14 protein-coding genes are annotated in these 16,867 nt (G+C 59.4%); 8 read left to right on the forward strand and 6 right to left on the reverse strand.

All coding sequences use genetic code 11. From position 1 onward, the window contains the following. Positions 1-10 precede the first annotated feature (10 nt). The 7 genes from ASD36_RS21610 (at position 11) to mgrA (ending at position 8,765) form a co-directional block, all read left to right on the forward strand. Positions 11-1,090, forward strand: a complete 1,080-nt coding sequence (locus tag ASD36_RS21610; protein ID WP_112834602.1) for an ABC transporter ATP-binding protein — start codon at positions 11-13, stop codon at positions 1,088-1,090. Between the two features lie 97 nt (positions 1,091-1,187). Then, positions 1,188-3,653 carry a glycoside hydrolase family 2 protein gene (locus ASD36_RS21615; protein WP_060506322.1) on the forward strand — a complete coding sequence of 822 codons (2,466 nt, stop codon included), beginning with the start codon at positions 1,188-1,190 and terminating at the stop codon, positions 3,651-3,653. Between the two features lie 9 nt (positions 3,654-3,662). Next, entirely contained in the window at positions 3,663-4,352 is a 690-nt protein-coding gene (locus tag ASD36_RS21620; RefSeq protein ID WP_060506243.1) for a D-lyxose/D-mannose family sugar isomerase, read from the forward strand. 22 nt (positions 4,353-4,374) lie between these two features. Beyond that, positions 4,375-5,136, forward strand: coding sequence for a sugar phosphate isomerase/epimerase (locus tag ASD36_RS21625; protein WP_060506244.1), 762 nt, complete (start codon positions 4,375-4,377; stop codon positions 5,134-5,136). 15 nt (positions 5,137-5,151) lie between these two features. Then, complete coding sequence (locus ASD36_RS21630; RefSeq protein WP_060506245.1) at positions 5,152-6,294, forward strand: Gfo/Idh/MocA family oxidoreductase; 1,143 nt, start codon at positions 5,152-5,154, stop codon at positions 6,292-6,294. 186 nt (positions 6,295-6,480) lie between these two features. Further along, the gene (locus ASD36_RS21635; RefSeq protein ID WP_060506246.1) at positions 6,481-7,554 is read left to right on the forward strand and encodes a DUF4274 domain-containing protein; all 1,074 of its coding nucleotides are present in this window, start codon (positions 6,481-6,483) and stop codon (positions 7,552-7,554) included. A gap of 179 nt (positions 7,555-7,733) precedes the next feature. Continuing rightward, complete coding sequence (gene mgrA, locus ASD36_RS21640) at positions 7,734-8,765, forward strand: L-glyceraldehyde 3-phosphate reductase (protein WP_060506247.1); 1,032 nt, start codon at positions 7,734-7,736, stop codon at positions 8,763-8,765. A 76-nt stretch (positions 8,766-8,841) separates the two neighbouring features. Here mgrA and ASD36_RS21645 read toward each other — a convergent pair whose 3' ends face one another. From ASD36_RS21645 to ASD36_RS21660, 4 genes are all read right to left on the reverse strand, one after another. Then, on the reverse strand, positions 8,842-9,861 hold the full coding sequence (locus ASD36_RS21645) for a sulfate/molybdate ABC transporter ATP-binding protein (RefSeq protein WP_060506248.1): 1,020 nt from the start codon (positions 9,859-9,861) through the stop codon (positions 8,842-8,844). Beyond that, complete coding sequence (gene cysW / locus ASD36_RS21650) at positions 9,858-10,745, reverse strand: sulfate ABC transporter permease subunit CysW (RefSeq protein ID WP_060506249.1); 888 nt, start codon at positions 10,743-10,745, stop codon at positions 9,858-9,860. The genes ASD36_RS21645 and cysW overlap by 4 nt, the downstream gene beginning before the upstream one ends. Before the next feature lie 2 nt (positions 10,746-10,747). After that, positions 10,748-11,569, reverse strand: coding sequence for a sulfate ABC transporter permease subunit CysT (cysT, locus tag ASD36_RS21655; RefSeq protein WP_060506250.1), 822 nt, complete (start codon positions 11,567-11,569; stop codon positions 10,748-10,750). A gap of 115 nt (positions 11,570-11,684) precedes the next feature. Further along, complete coding sequence (locus tag ASD36_RS21660; RefSeq protein ID WP_060506251.1) at positions 11,685-12,662, reverse strand: sulfate ABC transporter substrate-binding protein; 978 nt, start codon at positions 12,660-12,662, stop codon at positions 11,685-11,687. 512 nt (positions 12,663-13,174) lie between these two features. Between ASD36_RS21660 and ASD36_RS21665 the strand changes: the two genes are divergently transcribed. Continuing rightward, positions 13,175-14,281, forward strand: a complete 1,107-nt coding sequence (locus ASD36_RS21665) for a TRAP transporter substrate-binding protein (RefSeq protein ID WP_060506252.1) — start codon at positions 13,175-13,177, stop codon at positions 14,279-14,281. 116 nt (positions 14,282-14,397) lie between these two features. Here the strand turns inward: ASD36_RS21665 and ASD36_RS21670 are convergent, their stop codons facing one another. Both ASD36_RS21670 and ASD36_RS21675 read right to left on the reverse strand, forming a co-directional pair. After that, entirely contained in the window at positions 14,398-16,170 is a 1,773-nt protein-coding gene (locus ASD36_RS21670) for a TRAP transporter large permease subunit (RefSeq protein WP_060506253.1), read from the reverse strand. Continuing rightward, a complete protein-coding gene (locus ASD36_RS21675; RefSeq protein WP_060506254.1) occupies positions 16,167-16,742 on the reverse strand; it encodes a TRAP transporter small permease subunit in 576 nt (191 codons plus the stop codon). Before ASD36_RS21675 ends, ASD36_RS21670 begins: the two co-directional genes overlap by 4 nt. Positions 16,743-16,867: the final 125 nt, after the last annotated feature.

Genomic DNA, 16,867 nt, shown 5'->3' on the forward strand with positions numbered 1-16,867 from the left:
TTGCATGACCATCAACAGCGTATCGGTCAGGGATCTGTCTTTGAGCTTCGGTGCTGTCACCGTGCTTGAAACTCTCAATCTCGACGTCAAGGACGGCGAATTCCTGGTTCTTCTGGGATCTTCCGGCTGCGGAAAATCGACCCTTCTCAACTGCATTGCCGGCCTTCTCGATGTTTCCGACGGCCAGATCTTCATCAAGGACAAGAACGTCACCTGGGAAGAACCGAAGGACCGCGGCATCGGCATGGTGTTCCAGTCCTATGCGCTCTATCCGCAGATGACGGTGGAGGGCAATCTCTCCTTCGGCCTGAAGGTTGCCAAGCTCTCTCAGGCAGAGATCGACAAGCGCGTGGCGCGGGCCGCAGAAATCCTCCAGATTCAGCCGTTGTTGAAGCGCAAGCCCTCCGAACTTTCGGGCGGCCAGCGGCAGCGCGTGGCGATTGGCCGGGCACTGGTGCGCGACGTCGATGTCTTCCTGTTTGACGAGCCCTTGTCCAATCTCGATGCCAAACTGCGCTCCGAACTGCGCGTCGAAATCAAGCGGCTGCATCAGTCGCTGAAGAATACGATGATCTACGTCACCCACGACCAGATCGAGGCCCTGACGCTGGCCGACCGGATCGCCGTCATGAAAAGTGGTGTCATCCAGCAGCTTGCCGATCCAATGACGATCTACAATTTCCCGGAAAACCTGTTCGTGGCGGGTTTCATCGGTTCGCCGTCGATGAATTTCTTCCGCGGCGAAATCAAGGACAGGGGTGGCCGTAAGGTCGTCGAGATCAACGGTGTCGATTTCTCGATGGACGCCTATCCGACCCGTGGCCCGCTGGAGGCCGGACGCAAGGTGGTGCTCGGTGTTCGTCCGGAACATGTCAGGGTCGATGAGCCCGGCGAAGAAATCCATGCCGCCGTCGTTGATATCGAAGAGCCGATGGGAGCCGACAATCTCCTGTGGCTGAAGCTTGCCGGCCAGACAATATCGGTGCGCATTGCCGGTGCACGCCGCTATGCACCGGGCAAGGCGGTCAAACTCAGCTTCGATATGTCGATGGCATCTGTCTTCGATGCGGCGACGGAAAACAGAATTTGATCACTGAATCATCGGGATGGCCGCAAGGATGGGTGGCCGTCACGTCCGAATGAATGATGCCGGTACCTGCGGGGCTGGCGGCGAATGGATTTCCACAATGTCTGCTCTTGCCTTTTCCGCTCCTGTCACGATCGATCTCTCCGGTGACTGGCGGCTTGCTTCGTCCGACAACAGCCACGCGCTGACCATCGCCATTCCCGGCGATGTTCATAGCGCCTTGCAGGCGGCTGGCGTGATCGCCGATCCCTATGCGGGCCGCAATGAGGACGATGTGCAATGGGTGGCCCACAAGGATTGGGTGCTGGAAAGGCAGTTTCATATTGATGAGGCCGAATTGCCGGGCAACTGGTATCTCGACATCGAAAGCCTCGATACCATCGCCGACGTCTATATCAACGACCAACTGGTGCTGAAGGCTGACAACTGCTTCCGGCGCTACCGCCCAGATGCGGGTCCGGCCCTGAAGGCGGGCGAAAACACGTTGCGCGTTGTCCTCTACTCCTCGATTGCCGCAGGTGCTGAGCGGCAGGCTGCCCAGCCATTCTACATTCCCTATTCGACCGGCAATTCGCCGATTGCCAATGGCAACATGCTGCGCAAGCCGCAATGCCATTTCGGCTGGGACTGGAACATCGCCATCGCACCGCTCGGCATCTACGGTACGATTGCGCTCAGGAAGCTCGATACGGCCCGTATCGAGCACGTGACGACGCGGCAGGTTCCGCAAGTCGGCGGGGCGATCGATCTTCATGTCACAGTAACTGTGTTTGCCAAGGAGCCCGGTGTCGCCGGTCTCGATTTCGCACTGGATGAACAGCGCGAGCATCTGGATTGCGCCGTCAATGCCGGTGAAACCCGGATCACCCAGGTCTTTACCGTCGAGAATCCGAAACTCTGGTGGCCTGCCGGCAGTGGTGAACAGGCGTTGTCACAGTTGACGGTCGCACTGCAGGGCGAGACCGTTACCCGCCAGATCGGCTTTCGCACTGTCGAATTGCTGACCGACAAGGATGCGGCCGGCAGCCGGTTTGCCTTCCGTGTCAACGGTCGGGAAATCTTCTGCCGGGGTGCCAACTGGATCCCGGCTGATGCGCTGGTTTCCCGCGTCACCCGGGAGGGTGTCGAGGACCTGCTGCAGTCAGCCTTCGATGCCAACATGAACATGATCCGCATCTGGGGCGGCGGCTTTTACGAACCGGACTGGTTCTACGATCTGTGCGACCGGCTCGGCATTATGGTCTGGCAGGATTTCATGTTCGCCTGCAACCTCTATCCATCGACGCCGGATTTCCTCGATAATGTCGCCGCCGAGGTCGATTATCAGGTCAAGCGCCTGTCCTCGCATCCCTCGATCGTGCTGTGGTGCGGCGATAACGAACTGGTCGGCGCGCTGACCTGGTTCGAGGAAAGCCGCAGGGATCGGGACCGTTACCTGGTCTCCTATGACCGGCTGAACCGCGTCATCGAGACCGGCATCAAGACGGCGGCACCCGAGGCGATCTGGTGGCCGTCGAGCCCGTCGGTCGGGCCGCTGAATTTCGGCGATGCCTGGCATGCCGATGGTTCCGGCGACATGCATTATTGGTCGGTCTGGCACGAAAACAAGTCGTTTGACAATTACCGCACCGTGCGGCCGCGCTTTTGCTCGGAGTTCGGCTTCCAGTCCTACACCTCGATGCCGGTCGTGCGGCAATTCGCTGAGCAGAAAGACCTGAACGTCGCGTCTCCGGTGATGGAGGCGCATCAGAAGAATGCCGGTGGCAACGAGCGTATCGCCGCCACCATGTTCCGCTATTTCCGCTTCCCGAAGGATTTTTCCAACTTCGTTTATCTGAGCCAGATCCAGCAGGGTTTGGCGATCCGAACGGCGGTCGATTTCTGGCGGTCGCTGAAGCCACATTGCATGGGCACGCTCTACTGGCAGCTCAACGATACCTGGCCGGTCGCCTCCTGGGCCAGCTTGGACTACGGCGGCAACTGGAAGGCCATGCACTACATGACCCGCCGGTTCTTTCAACCTGTGGCCGTCGCTGCCATCCCGTCCGATGACGGCAAGAGCATCCGCTTTTCGATGGTCAACGACACAGCAGCGCCGGTTACCGTCGAGCTTCAAACCTTCGTCGTCTCGCTCTCGGGCGAAAAGCATCCGCTGATGGCGGCGGCCGGGACCTGCAGTCCCGATCGCGCCGATACGCTGATGACGATAGCGGCATCGGATATTCCAAAGAACTCTTTGCTGTTCTGGTCCTTCGAGGCCTCGAACGGCATGCGCGGCGAGGGGCATCATGTGCAGAGCACTTACAAGGTGCTCGATCTTGAACCCTCCGGTCTCTCCATCTCGGCAATACCGGCTGGCGACGGTTCCTACGGTGTGACCGTCTCGGCCACCGGTCTTGCTTTGCATGTGATGATCGAGGCCGATGTCGAAGGCCGCTATTCCGACAACGCCTTCGACCTGACGGCGGGTGAGAGCCGTATCATCCGCTTTACCCCAAGGGAGCCGTTGACCTCTGCACCGGTCTTTACCGGCTACGATCTGCAATCCTGCCAGGGCAATGGATAGGAGGCCTCTATGCTACGAAGCGAAGTCAATGCCATTATCCAACGAAGCGATGTTTTCATGCGCCAGCACGGTTTCGTCCTGCCGCCTTTCGCCTATTGGTCGCCGGAGGAGCTGAAGACCCGGGTCGGATCGGACACCCCGTCGATCCGCGATACGCGGCTTGGCTGGGATATCACCGACTACGGCAAGGGCCGGTTCAGCGAGTTCGGCCTTGTGCTGTTCACCCTGCGCAACGGTTCGGCTGCAGCGCTCGCCCATGGCCGCGGCATGCTTTATGCCGAAAAGCTGATGATTACTGCAAAAGATCAGGTCAATCCGCTGCATCGGCATGCGGTCAAGACCGAGGACATCATCAATCGCGGTGGCGGCACGCTGGTGCTGCAGATGTACAATTCGCTGCCGGATGGCAATGTCGATGAAACCAGCGACGTCGTGGTTGCCACCGACGCCCGCCTGCGCACGCTGAAGGCAGGCGCTCTCTTGAAACTGTCGCCCGGCGAAAGCGTCACGCTTTTGCCCGGCAATTGGCACGCCTTCTGGGCGGAGGACGCAGACGTATTGATGGGGGAGGTTTCCACCGTCAACGACGATCTGACTGACAATTATTTCCGCGAGCCCGTCGGCCGCTTTTCCGCCATCCAGGAAGATACCAAACCGAGCCATCTCTTGGTGTCTGACTATGACACCTGGCTCTCATAATCGATCCCAAGGAGGAATTTCCATGCAGACCGTCAGCTTCCAGCTTTACAGCGCCCGCAATTTCCCGCCGCTTGCCGATGTCCTGAAAACAGTCGGCGCTGCCGGCTATAAGCAGGTCGAAGGATATGGCGCGCTCTACGCCGCACTCGACGATGCGGCCCTTGCCGCGCTGAAAGCCGACATGGACAAAAGTGGCGTAACGATGCCGTCCGCGCATTTCAGCCTTGATCTGCTCGAGACCGATCCGGCGCGCGCGCTGCACATCGCCAAGACGCTCGGCATCAAGTCGATCTATTGCCCGCATATCACCGTCGAACAGCGTCCAACCGACGCGAACGGCTGGAAAGCTTTTGGCGCACGCCTGGAAAAAGCCGGCAAGCCGTTCCGTGATGCCGGTCTCGATTTCGGCTGGCACAACCATGATTTTGAGTTCGTGGCGCTGCCGGACGGATCGATCCCGCAGGACCATATCTTTGCCGGTGGACCGAACCTCTCTTGGGAAGCGGACATTGCCTGGGTCATCCGTGGCGGTGCCGATCCCTTTGCCTGGATCGAGAAATACGGCAAGCGCATCACGGCCGTGCACGTCAAGGATATCGCCAAGGCTGGCGAAAATGCCGATCAGGATGGCTGGGCCGATGTCGGCCACGGCACCGTTGAATGGGCAAGATTGTTCAAGGCGCTGTCTGCGACGCCTGCCAAATACTACATCGTCGAGCACGACAATCCCAAGGACTACAAGGCGACGGCCGAGCGTTCGATCGCGTCGATCAAGACCTACTGAAAGAAAGACAGCACCATGACACGAGAACTTGGCGTCGGCATCATCGGATGCGGCAACATCTCCACCACCTATTTTAAGCTTTCTCCGCTCTTCAAGGGCATCAAGGTCATCGCCTGTGCCGATATCAACCCGGCCGCCGCAGAAACACGCGCGTCAGAATATGACGTCAAGGCGCAGACCATCGAGGAGCTGCTGGCCAATCCGGAGATCGACATCGTCGTCAACCTGACGATCCCGGACGCGCATTTCCCGGTTTCCAAGATGATCCTCGAAGCTGGAAAACACGTCTATTCGGAAAAGCCGCTCGTCCTTTCGCTGGAGCAGGGCGAGCAGCTGCGCGGTATTGCCACCGCCAACAACCTCAAGGTCGGCTGCGCCCCGGATACGTTCCTCGGTGGTGCCCATCAGCTGGCGCGTGACTATATCGACCAGGGCAAAATCGGCCGCGTTACATCCGGCACTTGCCATGTGCTCAGCCCCGGAATGGAGATGTGGCATCCCAACCCGGATTTCTTCTTCCTTCCCGGCGGCGGCCCGATCCTCGATCTTGGCCCCTATTACATCGCCAACCTCATCAACCTCATAGGTCCGGTCAAACGCGTGGCGGCCCTGACCTCGATGGCCAATCCGACACGCACGATCACCAGCGAGCCGCGCAAGGGCGAGGTCATTCCGGTCAAGACCCCGACCAATATTCACGCGCTGCTCGAGTTCCAGAACGGCGCCACGATTACCTTGTCGGCAAGCTGGGATGTCTGGTCGCACAACCATGCCAATATGGAGCTTTACGGCACCGAAGGCTCACTGTTCGTCCCGGACCCGAATTTCTTCGGTGGCACGGTCTCGGCCAGCGGCCGCGACAAGGATATCCAGCCGCTGGAAACTTGGGACCATCCCTTCGGTGTGCCCAATCAGGAGCACAAGCAGGGCATGATGGCCAACTACCGGACCGCCGGTCTCGCCGACATGGCGAATGCCATTCTTGAAGGCCGCGACGCGCGCTGCTCGCTGGAGAGGGCTTTGCACGGCGTCGATGTTATGGTCTCGATCCTGAAATCGGGCGAAGAGAGCCGGTTTGTCGAGCTGACAACGACCTGCACCCAGCCGAAGGCGCTCGGGATCGAGGAGGCGAAGGCGCTGCTTCGGGATGCCGGGTAGATACGAGACTGATCAGAGTGTTGGCAGCGAGATGCGCTGCCAACACCGCGCTCTAATGTTGCGCAAGTCCCTGTACGGGGCTGTTTGCGTCCAATCCGGTCACAGACGGTTCTTTTTGCAAGGGCGGGTTAAGTTCGTCGTAAGACCATGCACGTATAAACCAGAAGTGCAATCTGGGATGTATGTATGCGTATCGAGACACTGTTTTGGGGTGCCGTTGTCGTCGCTAGTTGTGCTGTCCTCATCCACCGCTATATCGGCAGGCGGACACATAACCAATTCCTGCTGAAGGCACCTGATGCCTACGAGGTCATCCGGACAAAATTCGTCTCCGGTGCCCGTGCGGCTTCACATGGCGACGATGTCGAGCTTGGCATGTTGACCGCCATTGAAACCTTCACTGAAACGAGGAGGGGAAACGCACCTCCGGTCTTTGCCGATCTCTCCAAGCGCGAGAAGCGGTTTGTCGAACTTGTTCATCTCACGGCAGCGCTGCCTGACCCGGAGTTTAAGCGCATGCTCCGGCGCCTTACAAAAGCGGAACAGCAAACGTTTGGGCCGCTACGCGGCCTTTCGCATTCAGCACAACCTCTTCAGTCCCGTATTCAGAGTATGCGAGAGCGGCTTGAGATGCCCAGGAATCCGCAGACCGGGCAAAAACCTGTCGCTGAAGCGAACCACGGCACGGATCAACTTTCCCCGCGATTTGATTCCATGCCGATCTCCAGCGTTGTCGAATGGCTGAAGATGGAAGCCCCGCGCGATCCGGACATGTGGCACCTGCTAACGAACCTGAACTGGGACTATGAAGAGATTTTTGACATTCTCGCGTGGGTCGTCAGTCAGCCGGAATGCGATGCGTCCACGGCGATTGTCATTCTCCACCTCATGAATGCTGATGTCACGATGGAACAGGCTTCCGGAGGGAAACGATGGAGCACATCCTCCGATTTTGATCCATCAACAAGTGCGCAGGTGAAGCTTCTCGCCATGATCGGTAGACGATCGGAAGACGATAGCTTTGTGCGTCACGAGTTGGCGCCAGACCCGCTCAGCAGCGGTGAGAACAATAGCGCGCTTCTTGCGATGATGATGGACGAAAAACAGAGGATAGAGGCGGAGGACCGAAATGTGCCTTTTCCGCTGCCGGTCAAACTGTTGTCGAAGCCGGTCCTCACAACCGGCCGCCTGCCGCGCACGGACTTTCAAGTCAACGACGATCGGCTTTACTGGCCAGAGGCTATGAAGACGGCCGGTTAATCACCGATCGAACGTGCGTCTTGAAACTGTGCGCAACGGCCTGATTACCGATTTCGATTCTCCTGCTTATGCGCTAGAGCTTAACTCTATCAGGTTTCCGTGGTGCGCTCCGGAAACCTTTCTGTTTATGGGGTGGCGGAACCCTTCCGTCACTGAGACCCGATCGCGGAGGTACAACAATGAGCTGGCAACCGGCGGATAATCGCTACGAGACGATGAAATACAACCGCTGCGGCAAGACGGGGCTAAAACTGCCGGCGATTTCGCTCGGCCTGTGGCACAATTTCGGCCATGACACGCCGCACGAGCGCAAGCTCGACATGTGCCGCACGGCGTTCGACCTCGGCATCACCCATTTCGACCTCGCCAACAATTACGGCCCGCCTCCGGGCTCGGCTGAAACCGCATTCGGCGAAATTCTGCGCACCGATTTTGCCGGTCTGCGCGACGAGCTGATCATTTCCTCCAAGGCCGGCTACGACATGTGGCCGGGTCCGTATGGCGAATGGGGCAGCCGCAAGTATCTGATCGCCTCCTGCGATCAAAGCCTTGCCCGTATGGGCCTCGACTATGTCGACATCTTCTATTCGCACCGATTCGATCCCGACACGCCCCTGGAGGAAACCTGCGGCGCGCTCGATCATATCGTCCGCTCGGGTAGGGCGCTCTATGTCGGCATTTCCTCCTACAATTCGCAGCGCACCCGGGAAGCCACCGCGATCCTCAAGGATCTCGGCACGCCGCTGATCATCCACCAGCCAAGCTATTCGATGCTCAACCGTTGGATCGAGGATGATGGCCTGGTCGATACGTTGGAAGACCTCGGCATCGGCTCGATCGTGTTTTCGCCTTTGGCGCAGGGCATGCTGACGACCAAATATCTCGGCGGTATCCCAACCGACAGCCGGGCGGCACAGAACCACTTTCTCAAGAAGGATTTCATCCGTCCGTCGATCATCGACAATATCCGCAAGCTCAACGAGATCGCCGAGAAGCGCGGCCAGACGCTGGCGCAGATGGCGATCGCATGGGTCTTGCGCGGCGGCCGTATCACGTCGGCGCTGATCGGTGCCAGCCGGTCTTCGCAGATTGTCGATTGTGTTGCAGCCCTGAAGAACGACACGTTTACGGCGGAAGAACTGGCGGCGATCGACGTTTATGCCAAGGAAGCCGACATCAACCTGTGGGCTTCGTCGGCGGAGCGCGATTAAGCGTCCGATCTCTACATTATCAAACAAAAGGCACCGGATTGGAAGATCCGGTGCCTTTTGCATTCAGGGCCTGAGTCTAAGCCGGATAGACCCGCGGACGGCGAATCTCGACAAAACCATGTGCATCAGCCCGGAACGGAAATTCCGGAGCTGCGTCGAACTCGATGGGCTGACCATCGACCGTCAGCGCCAGAACGCGCCTGGAATCAGGCCGGTCGATGACGCGGGCGATGGTGGCCTGGATACCGTGGCCATCTTCGCGCCAAGTGACGTCGGCGGGCCTGAAGAACAGTTCTGCCGGACCATCGGCGATATCGGGTGCATCGAAGGTGACATTCTGGATCTGGGCCTTTTCACCCGACACCGTAACCTTCAGGCGATTGGCATCGCCGAGAAAATTCATGACGAAAGCACTGGCGGGGGCGCGGCAGACCTCTTCCGGTGTCCCGGTCTGAACGATCTTGCCTTTGTCGAGAATGACGACGCGGTCGGCGAGGTCGAGGGCCTCGGCCTGGTCATGGGTGACGAACAGCGTGGTGATGCCGAGTTCGTCGTGGATCTTGCGCAGCCAGCGGCGCAGGTCACGCCGCACATTGGCATCGAGCGCGCCAAACGGTTCGTCGAGCAAAAGCACCTTCGGATCGACGGCGAGTGCGCGGGCCAGCGCGACGCGCTGCCGCTGACCGCCGGAAATCTGGGCGGGAAACCGGTCCTGCAGGCCTTCCAATTGGACAAGGCGGAGCAGGTGTTCGACCCGGCTGGAAATTTCGGCGGCCGAGCGCCTGGTCTTCGAGACCTTCATGCCGAACGCGATGTTCTCGCCGACCGTCATATGCGGGAAAAGCGCATAGTGCTGGAAAACGAAGCCGACGCCGCGGTGGCGTACCTCGATATCGGTGGCATTCTCGTCACCAAAATAGATGGCGCCGCCATCGGGAAACTCCAGGCCCGCAACCATGCGCAGGATTGTTGTCTTGCCGGAACCGGAGGGGCCGAGCAGGGCGACCAGTTCACCGCTTTCGATATCCAGTGAGACGCCGTGCACGGCGCGGAACGTGTCGAATGTCTTGACGACGGTGTCGAGGCGGATTTTCACGGTGTGGTCTCCGAAATATCAGGTGCTGTGCCGGCAAGCGACGGGCGGCGCACGCGGCCAGCGCCCCGGCGCTCAAGCGCCACCTTGGCAATCAGGGTAACGACGGCGAGCGCCGCAAGAATCGAGGCGGCGGCAAAGGCGCCAACGGCGTTATAGTCGTGATAGAGCAGTTCGATATGCAGCGGCAGCGTATTGGTCTGGCCGCGAATATTGCCCGAAACCACAGAAACGGCGCCGAACTCGCCCATGACCCGCGAATTGCAGAGAATGACGCCGTAGAGCAGTGCCCATTTGATGTTCGGCAACGTCACGAAGAAGAAGGTCCGCCAGCCGCTGGCGCCGAGCGAGGTTGCAGCTTCTTCCAGGTCACGGCCCTGTGCCTGCATCAGCGGAATGAGTTCGCGGGCGACGAAGGGCGCGGTGACAAACATGCTGGCAAGCACGATGCCGGGTAGGGCGAAGAGTATTTTGACATCGGCCGATTGTAGCGCCTCGCCAAACAGGCCCTGTAGCCCGTAGACGAAGAGATAGGCGACACCGGCAACGATCGGCGAAACCGAGAACGGGATCTCGATGACGATCAGCAGCAGGCGGCGTCCGGGAAAATCGAACTTGGTGATCGCCCAGGCGGCGGCCACACCGAAGGCGGTGTTGATGGGCACAGCGATCAGTGCCGTCATCGCCGTCATCAAAATCGCATGACGGGTGTCGGAATTGGCGATGGTCTTGCCGAAATAGGCGATGCCCTTGGAAAAGGCCTCGTAACCGATGACGGCCAGCGGTGCGATAATGATCAGCGCCACTAGCGCCAGCACAACGGCGATCATCGTGTTGCGGAAGACCGGTGCATCGCCGATCCGCGGGGGACGTCTGGTTTTGGCCATGATCAACCCTTCACCGTGTAGCGCAGGGCACGCGCCTGCAGGAGGTTGGTAACGGCAAGCATCGTGAAGGCGGCGATGAGCATCACCGAGGCGATCGCGGCGGAGGCCGGATAGTCGTATTCTTCCAGCCGGATGAAGGCGAGAAGTGCGGTGATTTCCGTCTCAAACGGCTGGTTGCCGGCAATGAAGATGATCGCCCCGAACTCGCCGAGGCTACGGGCAAACGACAGTGACAGTCCGGCGAGCAGCGCTGGCGCCAGTTGCGGCAGGATCACCCGCAGGAAAATCTCCATGTCGCTGGCGCCCAGCGTCTGACCGGCTTCCTCGAGCGCCGGATCAAGCTCCTCCAAAACCGGCTGAACCGTGCGGACGATGAAGGGCAGACTGGTGAAGGCCATGGCGATGATGATGCCGAGCGGCGTATAGGCCACCTTGATGCCGATTGCGGCAAGCGGCGCCCCGAACCAACCGTTCGAGGCAAACAGCGTCGTCAGCGCGATACCGGCAACGGCGGTCGGCAATGCGAAGGGCAGGTCGACCAGGGCATCGACGAAGCGGCGGCCGGGGAAGCGGTAGCGGACGATGACCCAGGCGAGCGCCAGGCCGAACACCAGGTTGAACAGCGTCGCAGCCAGCGCGCAGAGAATGGTGATCCGGTAGCTGGCAACCGCCCGCTCTGACGAGACGATCCGCCAATAGTCTTCCGGTCCAAGGCTTGCCGCCTTGAAGATCAGTGCGCCGAGCGGCAGCACCACGATGATTGCGACATAGACGAGGGTAATGCCGAGCGTCAGGGGCAAGCCTGGAAGAATGCGCCGTGCCAAAAACGTGCCCCTTGAGAATTGGGTTGAAATGAAAAATCGAATTTGAAAACAACGGGGAGGCCGCGCTGGACGTTCGTCCGGCGCGGCCTGCGTTTTTCACACAATCGGATTGGGATCAACGATTTCCGTAGATTTTATCCAGTGCAGCGCCTTCGGCAAACTGCTCTTCCTTGATCTTGCCCCAGCCGCCAAAAACGTCTTCCACCTTTAGCAGGCGAATTTCGGGGAACTGATCCTTGAACTCGGCAGCGACCGCGGCGTCGTTAACGCGGTTGCCGTTCTCGGCCAGAATCTTCTGGCCTTCCGGCGTGTAGAGGAAATCGAGATAGGACTTTGCCAGATCGCGGGTGCCGTTCTTGTCAACGACCTTGTCGACGATGGCGACCGGGAATTCCGCGAGCAGGCTGACCGACGGCGTGACGATGTCGAACTTGTCTTCGCCGAATTCCTTGGCAATGCCCTTGGTTTCGGCTTCGAAGGTGATCAGCACGTCACCGGTTTCGCGTTCGACGAATGTCGTCGTCGCGGCGCGTCCACCAGTGTCGAATACCGGAACATTGTCAAAGATCTTCTTGACGAATTCCTCGACCTTGGCCGGGTCGTTGGCGAATTTTTCCTTCGCGTAGGCTGTGGCTGCCAGATAGGTGTAGCGGGCGTTGCCGGATGTCTTCGGGTTCGGGAAGATCACCTTGACGTCGTCGCGCACCAGATCGTCCCAATCCTTGACGCCCTTCGGATTGCCTTCTCGCACCAAGAAGGACGGGAAGGAATAGAACGGCGACGCATTGTTGGCGAAATCGCTCTTCCAGTCGTCCGAAACGAAGCCGCCCTTCACCAAGGCATCGACATCCGTCACCTGGTTGAAGGTAACGACATCGGCTTCCAACCCTTCGAGGATGGCGCGGGCCTGCTTGGAGGAGCCACCATGCGACTGGTCGACGGTGGCGCCAGGATGGGCTGCGACGAAAGCTTCGTTGACCTGTTCGAACAGTTCGCGGGAAATATCGTACGACGCATTGAGCAGCTTGTCGGCGGCAGCAGCCGGAAGGGTCAAGGCGGCGAGCGCGGCACCGATGAGCAAAAGACGTTTCATGAAAGACTCCCCGAGATATGATTTCGGCCGGAGCATAGGGCTGCCACAACGGCATGCCGAGGAACCCTTCTGTGAATGTTTCCATGCTATTGAAAAAATATTGCGGCAAAATCCACAACGACGAAACGCCCGCCCGCCGGCATGAAGAAATCATTCTATCCTGGTTTCTTTATATTAGATGATTTCAATGGATTGACGAGCTATCTTCATGTCCGCCTGGCGGTGATGGATGAGGCGGGACGAACGTTGCGTAAGTCTCTGCAAACATTGATCGTTGGCATTAGACAAAAGTCGAAGGTTGCCTCTTTCCCGCATGGCTGGACATGAGGGGGTGAGCGTGTAAGCTGCCAGCGGAGGCATAGGATTTCGTACGAAATCCTATGCCTGTTTTAAGTGGATTCCAGATTGCGCATGTCCGTTTGAACCGGCCGATATCAGCCGGTGCGGTTTGCGCCCGCGGGGAGGAGCAGCACCGGCAAAGCCGGGCTGTCCGCGACAACAGAGGAGAGAACATGGATCGCCGTCTATTCATCAAGCGTGCGGCTCTCGGTGGCGTTGGTGCCGCCGCTGCCACGTCGCTTGCAGCGCCCGCCATTGCCCAGAGCAACCCGAAGATCAACTGGCGCCTGGCGTCATCGTTTCCGAAATCGCTCGACACGATTTATGGTGGCGCTGAAGTGCTGTCGAAATATCTGTCTGAAGCAACGGATGGCAATTTCAAGATTCAGGTCTTTGCCGCTGGCGAAATCGTACCGGGCCTGCAGGCGGCAGACGCCGCCGCTGCCGGTACCGTCGAAGCCTGCCACACGGTTTCCTACTATTACTGGGGCAAGGACCCGGTCTGGGCTCTGGGTGCTGCGGTTCCGTTCGCACTCAACGCGCGCGGCATGAACGCCTGGCACTATCATGGCGGCGGCATCGACATGTTCAACGAGTTCCTGGCGACCCAGGGTCTGGTTGGGTATCCCAGTGGCAATACCGGCGTCCAGATGGGCGGATGGTTCCGTAAGGAAATCAAGACCGTTGCCGACATGCAAGGCCTGAAGATGCGCATCGGCGGGTTCGCCGGCAAGGTCGTCGAGAAGCTCGGCGTCGTGCCGCAGCAGATCGCCGGCGGCGACATCTATCCATCGCTCGAAAAGGGCACGATCGATGCCGCCGAATGGGTCGGTCCATACGACGACGAAAAGCTCGGCTTCTACAAGGTGGCGCCGTACTACTACTATCCCGGCTGGTGGGAAGGTGGCCCGACGGTTCACGCCATGTTCAACAAGGCAGCCTTCGAAGGCCTGCCGAAGAACTATCAGTCTCTGCTGCGCACGGCCTGCCAGGCGACGGATGCTAACATGCTCCAGAAGTACGACTACCTGAACCCGGCTGCAATCAAGCGTCTGGTGGCCGCGGGCGCCAAGCTCAGCCCGTTCAGCCCGGAAATCCTGTCGGCCTGCTTCGACAAGGCAAATGAAGTCTACGCCGAAATGGAAGCGACGAACCCGACCTTCAAGAAGATTTGGGACTCGATCAAGGCCTTCCGCGGCGAGTACTATCTCAATGCGCAGATCGCCGAATACAACTACGATACGTTCATGATGATCCAGCAGCGCGGCGGCAAGCTCTAAGCCCTGCTCGGATAGCATTGCAAAAACGAAAAACCCCGGAGCCAATGGCTCCGGGGTTTTTCGTTTCTCGTCTTGTAAGAGGAAATGGGCCGGTTCGAGACCGGCCCATTCGGTTGTCAGTTGAACGACGGCGGCGCGCTGAGGTCGTTGGCTGGCTTCTGTTCCGCCGGTTTCTGGCTGCCGTCGAGTGGATTGCCACCCGGCAACTGCAGGCCGCCGGGTAAGCCGAGACCGCCGCCATTGTCGGGCAGCGTCAGTCCGCCGCCGCCGGTGCCAAATCCGGGAACCTCGATCTTGATCGTGTTCGGATCGACCACGGCGGCATCGCCCTTGTAATGCATGACCATCTGCGGGAACGCGATAGTGAGAGCCACCATGATGATCTGGATGCCGACGAAGGGCACCGCACCCCAGTAGATCTGTCCCGTTGTCACCGGCTGCGTGATCTTGCCGGTCACCCTGTCGAGATAGGGGACCTTGGCTGCCACTGATCTCAGGTAGAACAGCGCAAAACCGAAGGGCGGATGCATGAAGCTGGTCTGCATGTTGATGCCGAGCAGGACGCCGAACCAGATGAGGTCGATGCCCAGTTTGTCGGCCGCCGGTGCGAGCAGCGGGACGATGATGAAGGCAAGCTCGAAGAAGTCGAGGAAGAATGCCAGGAAGAAGACCAGCAGGTTGACGGCGATCAGGAAGCCGGTCTCGCCGCCTGGCATGGCAACCAGCAGATGCTCGACCCAGATATGACCGTTGACCCCATAAAAGGTCAGCGAGAACACGCGGGCGCCGATAAGGATGAACAGCACGAAGGCCGAGAGGCGCGTTGTGGCCGTCAGCGCCGAACGCACGACGTCCATGCTGAGCCTGCCCTTGGCGGCGGCCATCACCAGTGCACCAACCGCGCCCATGGCTCCGCCTTCGGTCGGCGTGGCAATGCCGAGGAAGATCGTACCGAGCACGAGGAAGATCAGCGCCAGCGGCGGGATCAGCACGATGATGACCTGCTGGGCAAGCCGGGACATCGCGTTGACCTTCAAGGTCCTGTCGAGAAGCGCAACAACATAGATGAAAGCGACGCCCACCGTTGCGCCGAGAATATCGGCATTTTCACCATGGGTTGGATAGAGATAGATATGGGCGGCATAGGCAAAGCCCGCCGCGACGACCAGCGCGATGAATAGCGAGGTTACGCCTGAGCCCAGCGTGCGGGCTTCGAGCGGCAGCGCCGGCATGGAATCGCGCCTGACGAACGTCATGATCAGGATGTAGAGCATGTACAGTCCGGTCAGAACCAGGCCTGGGATCAAGGCGCCGGCATACATGTCGCCGACGGAGCGGCCGAGTTGGTCGGCAAGAACGATCAGAACGAGCGATGGCGGGATGATCTGTGCGAGCGTGCCGGACGCTGCGATAACGCCGGAGGCGACGCGCCGGTCGTAACCATAGCGCAGCATGATCGGCAGCGAGATCAGGCCCATGGCGATGACGGAAGCGGCAACCACGCCGGTGGTCGCCGCCAGCAATGCGCCAACGAAGATGACGGCATAGGCAAGGCCGCCACGGACCGGGCCGAACAGCTGGCCGATCGTGTCGAGCAGGTCTTCGGCCATGCCGGAGCGTTCGAGCACGATCCCCATAAAGGTAAAGAAGGGAATGGCGAGCAAAGTGTCGTTCGACATCACCCCCCAGAAACGATCCGGCAGCGCATTGAGCAGCGGCCAGGAGAGGTTGATCGAACCGCCGGACAAGGGGGCGAGTTCAACGCCGATGATGAAGAACAGCAGGCCGTTGGCGGCGAGCGAAAAGGCAACAGGGTAGCCGAGCAGAAGGAAGACGATCAAGGATACGAACATGATCGGCGCGAGATTGACGGCGATGAATTCCATCATGGGCGTGCCTCCGGAGCGGCAATGTCGTCAAGCGGCGCGTGGGTCGGCACGTATGGTGTCGGATCCTCCATGTTGCCGGTCATGATGGCGATCTTCTTGATGATTTCGGAGACACCCTGCAGCACAAGCAGCACGAAGCCGAACAGCAAAATGGCCTTGGCCGGCCAGACGATCAGGCCGCCGGCACTGGAAGAGCCTTCCTGCGAGCGAACCGACATCAGCACATAGGGGACGAGGTAATAGGTCATCAGCAGGACGAACGGCATCAGGAAGAAGACGTGACCAAACAGGTCGATCCAGTGCTGCGTCCGGCGCGAAAACTTGCCGTAGACCACGTCGATGCGGATATGTTCGTTCTGGCTGAGCGTGTAGGCCGCCGCCAGCATAAAGGCGGCGCCAAACAGGTACCATTGCGCCTCAAGCCAGGCGTTCGACGACATGTTGAAGATTTTTCGGATAATGGCATTGCCGGCGCTGACCAGTACGGCCACCAGGATCAGCCATGAGACTGATTTGCCGATGATTTCCGTGACACGATCAATGAGCCTGCTGATACCGAGCAGTGCGGTCATGTATATTCCTCCCCGCCAAGCTGATTTTCGATCTTTTTTTGCCAAGCATAGCCACAGTGCCGATTTCAAGTGCCGTTTCAAGTCTGCGTCCGGATTTTCCGGCATAGTCCGGCAACGTCATACCA

The organism is Rhizobium sp. Root1334, assembly GCF_001426665.1.
Classification (GTDB): Bacteria; Pseudomonadota; Alphaproteobacteria; order Rhizobiales; family Rhizobiaceae; genus Pararhizobium.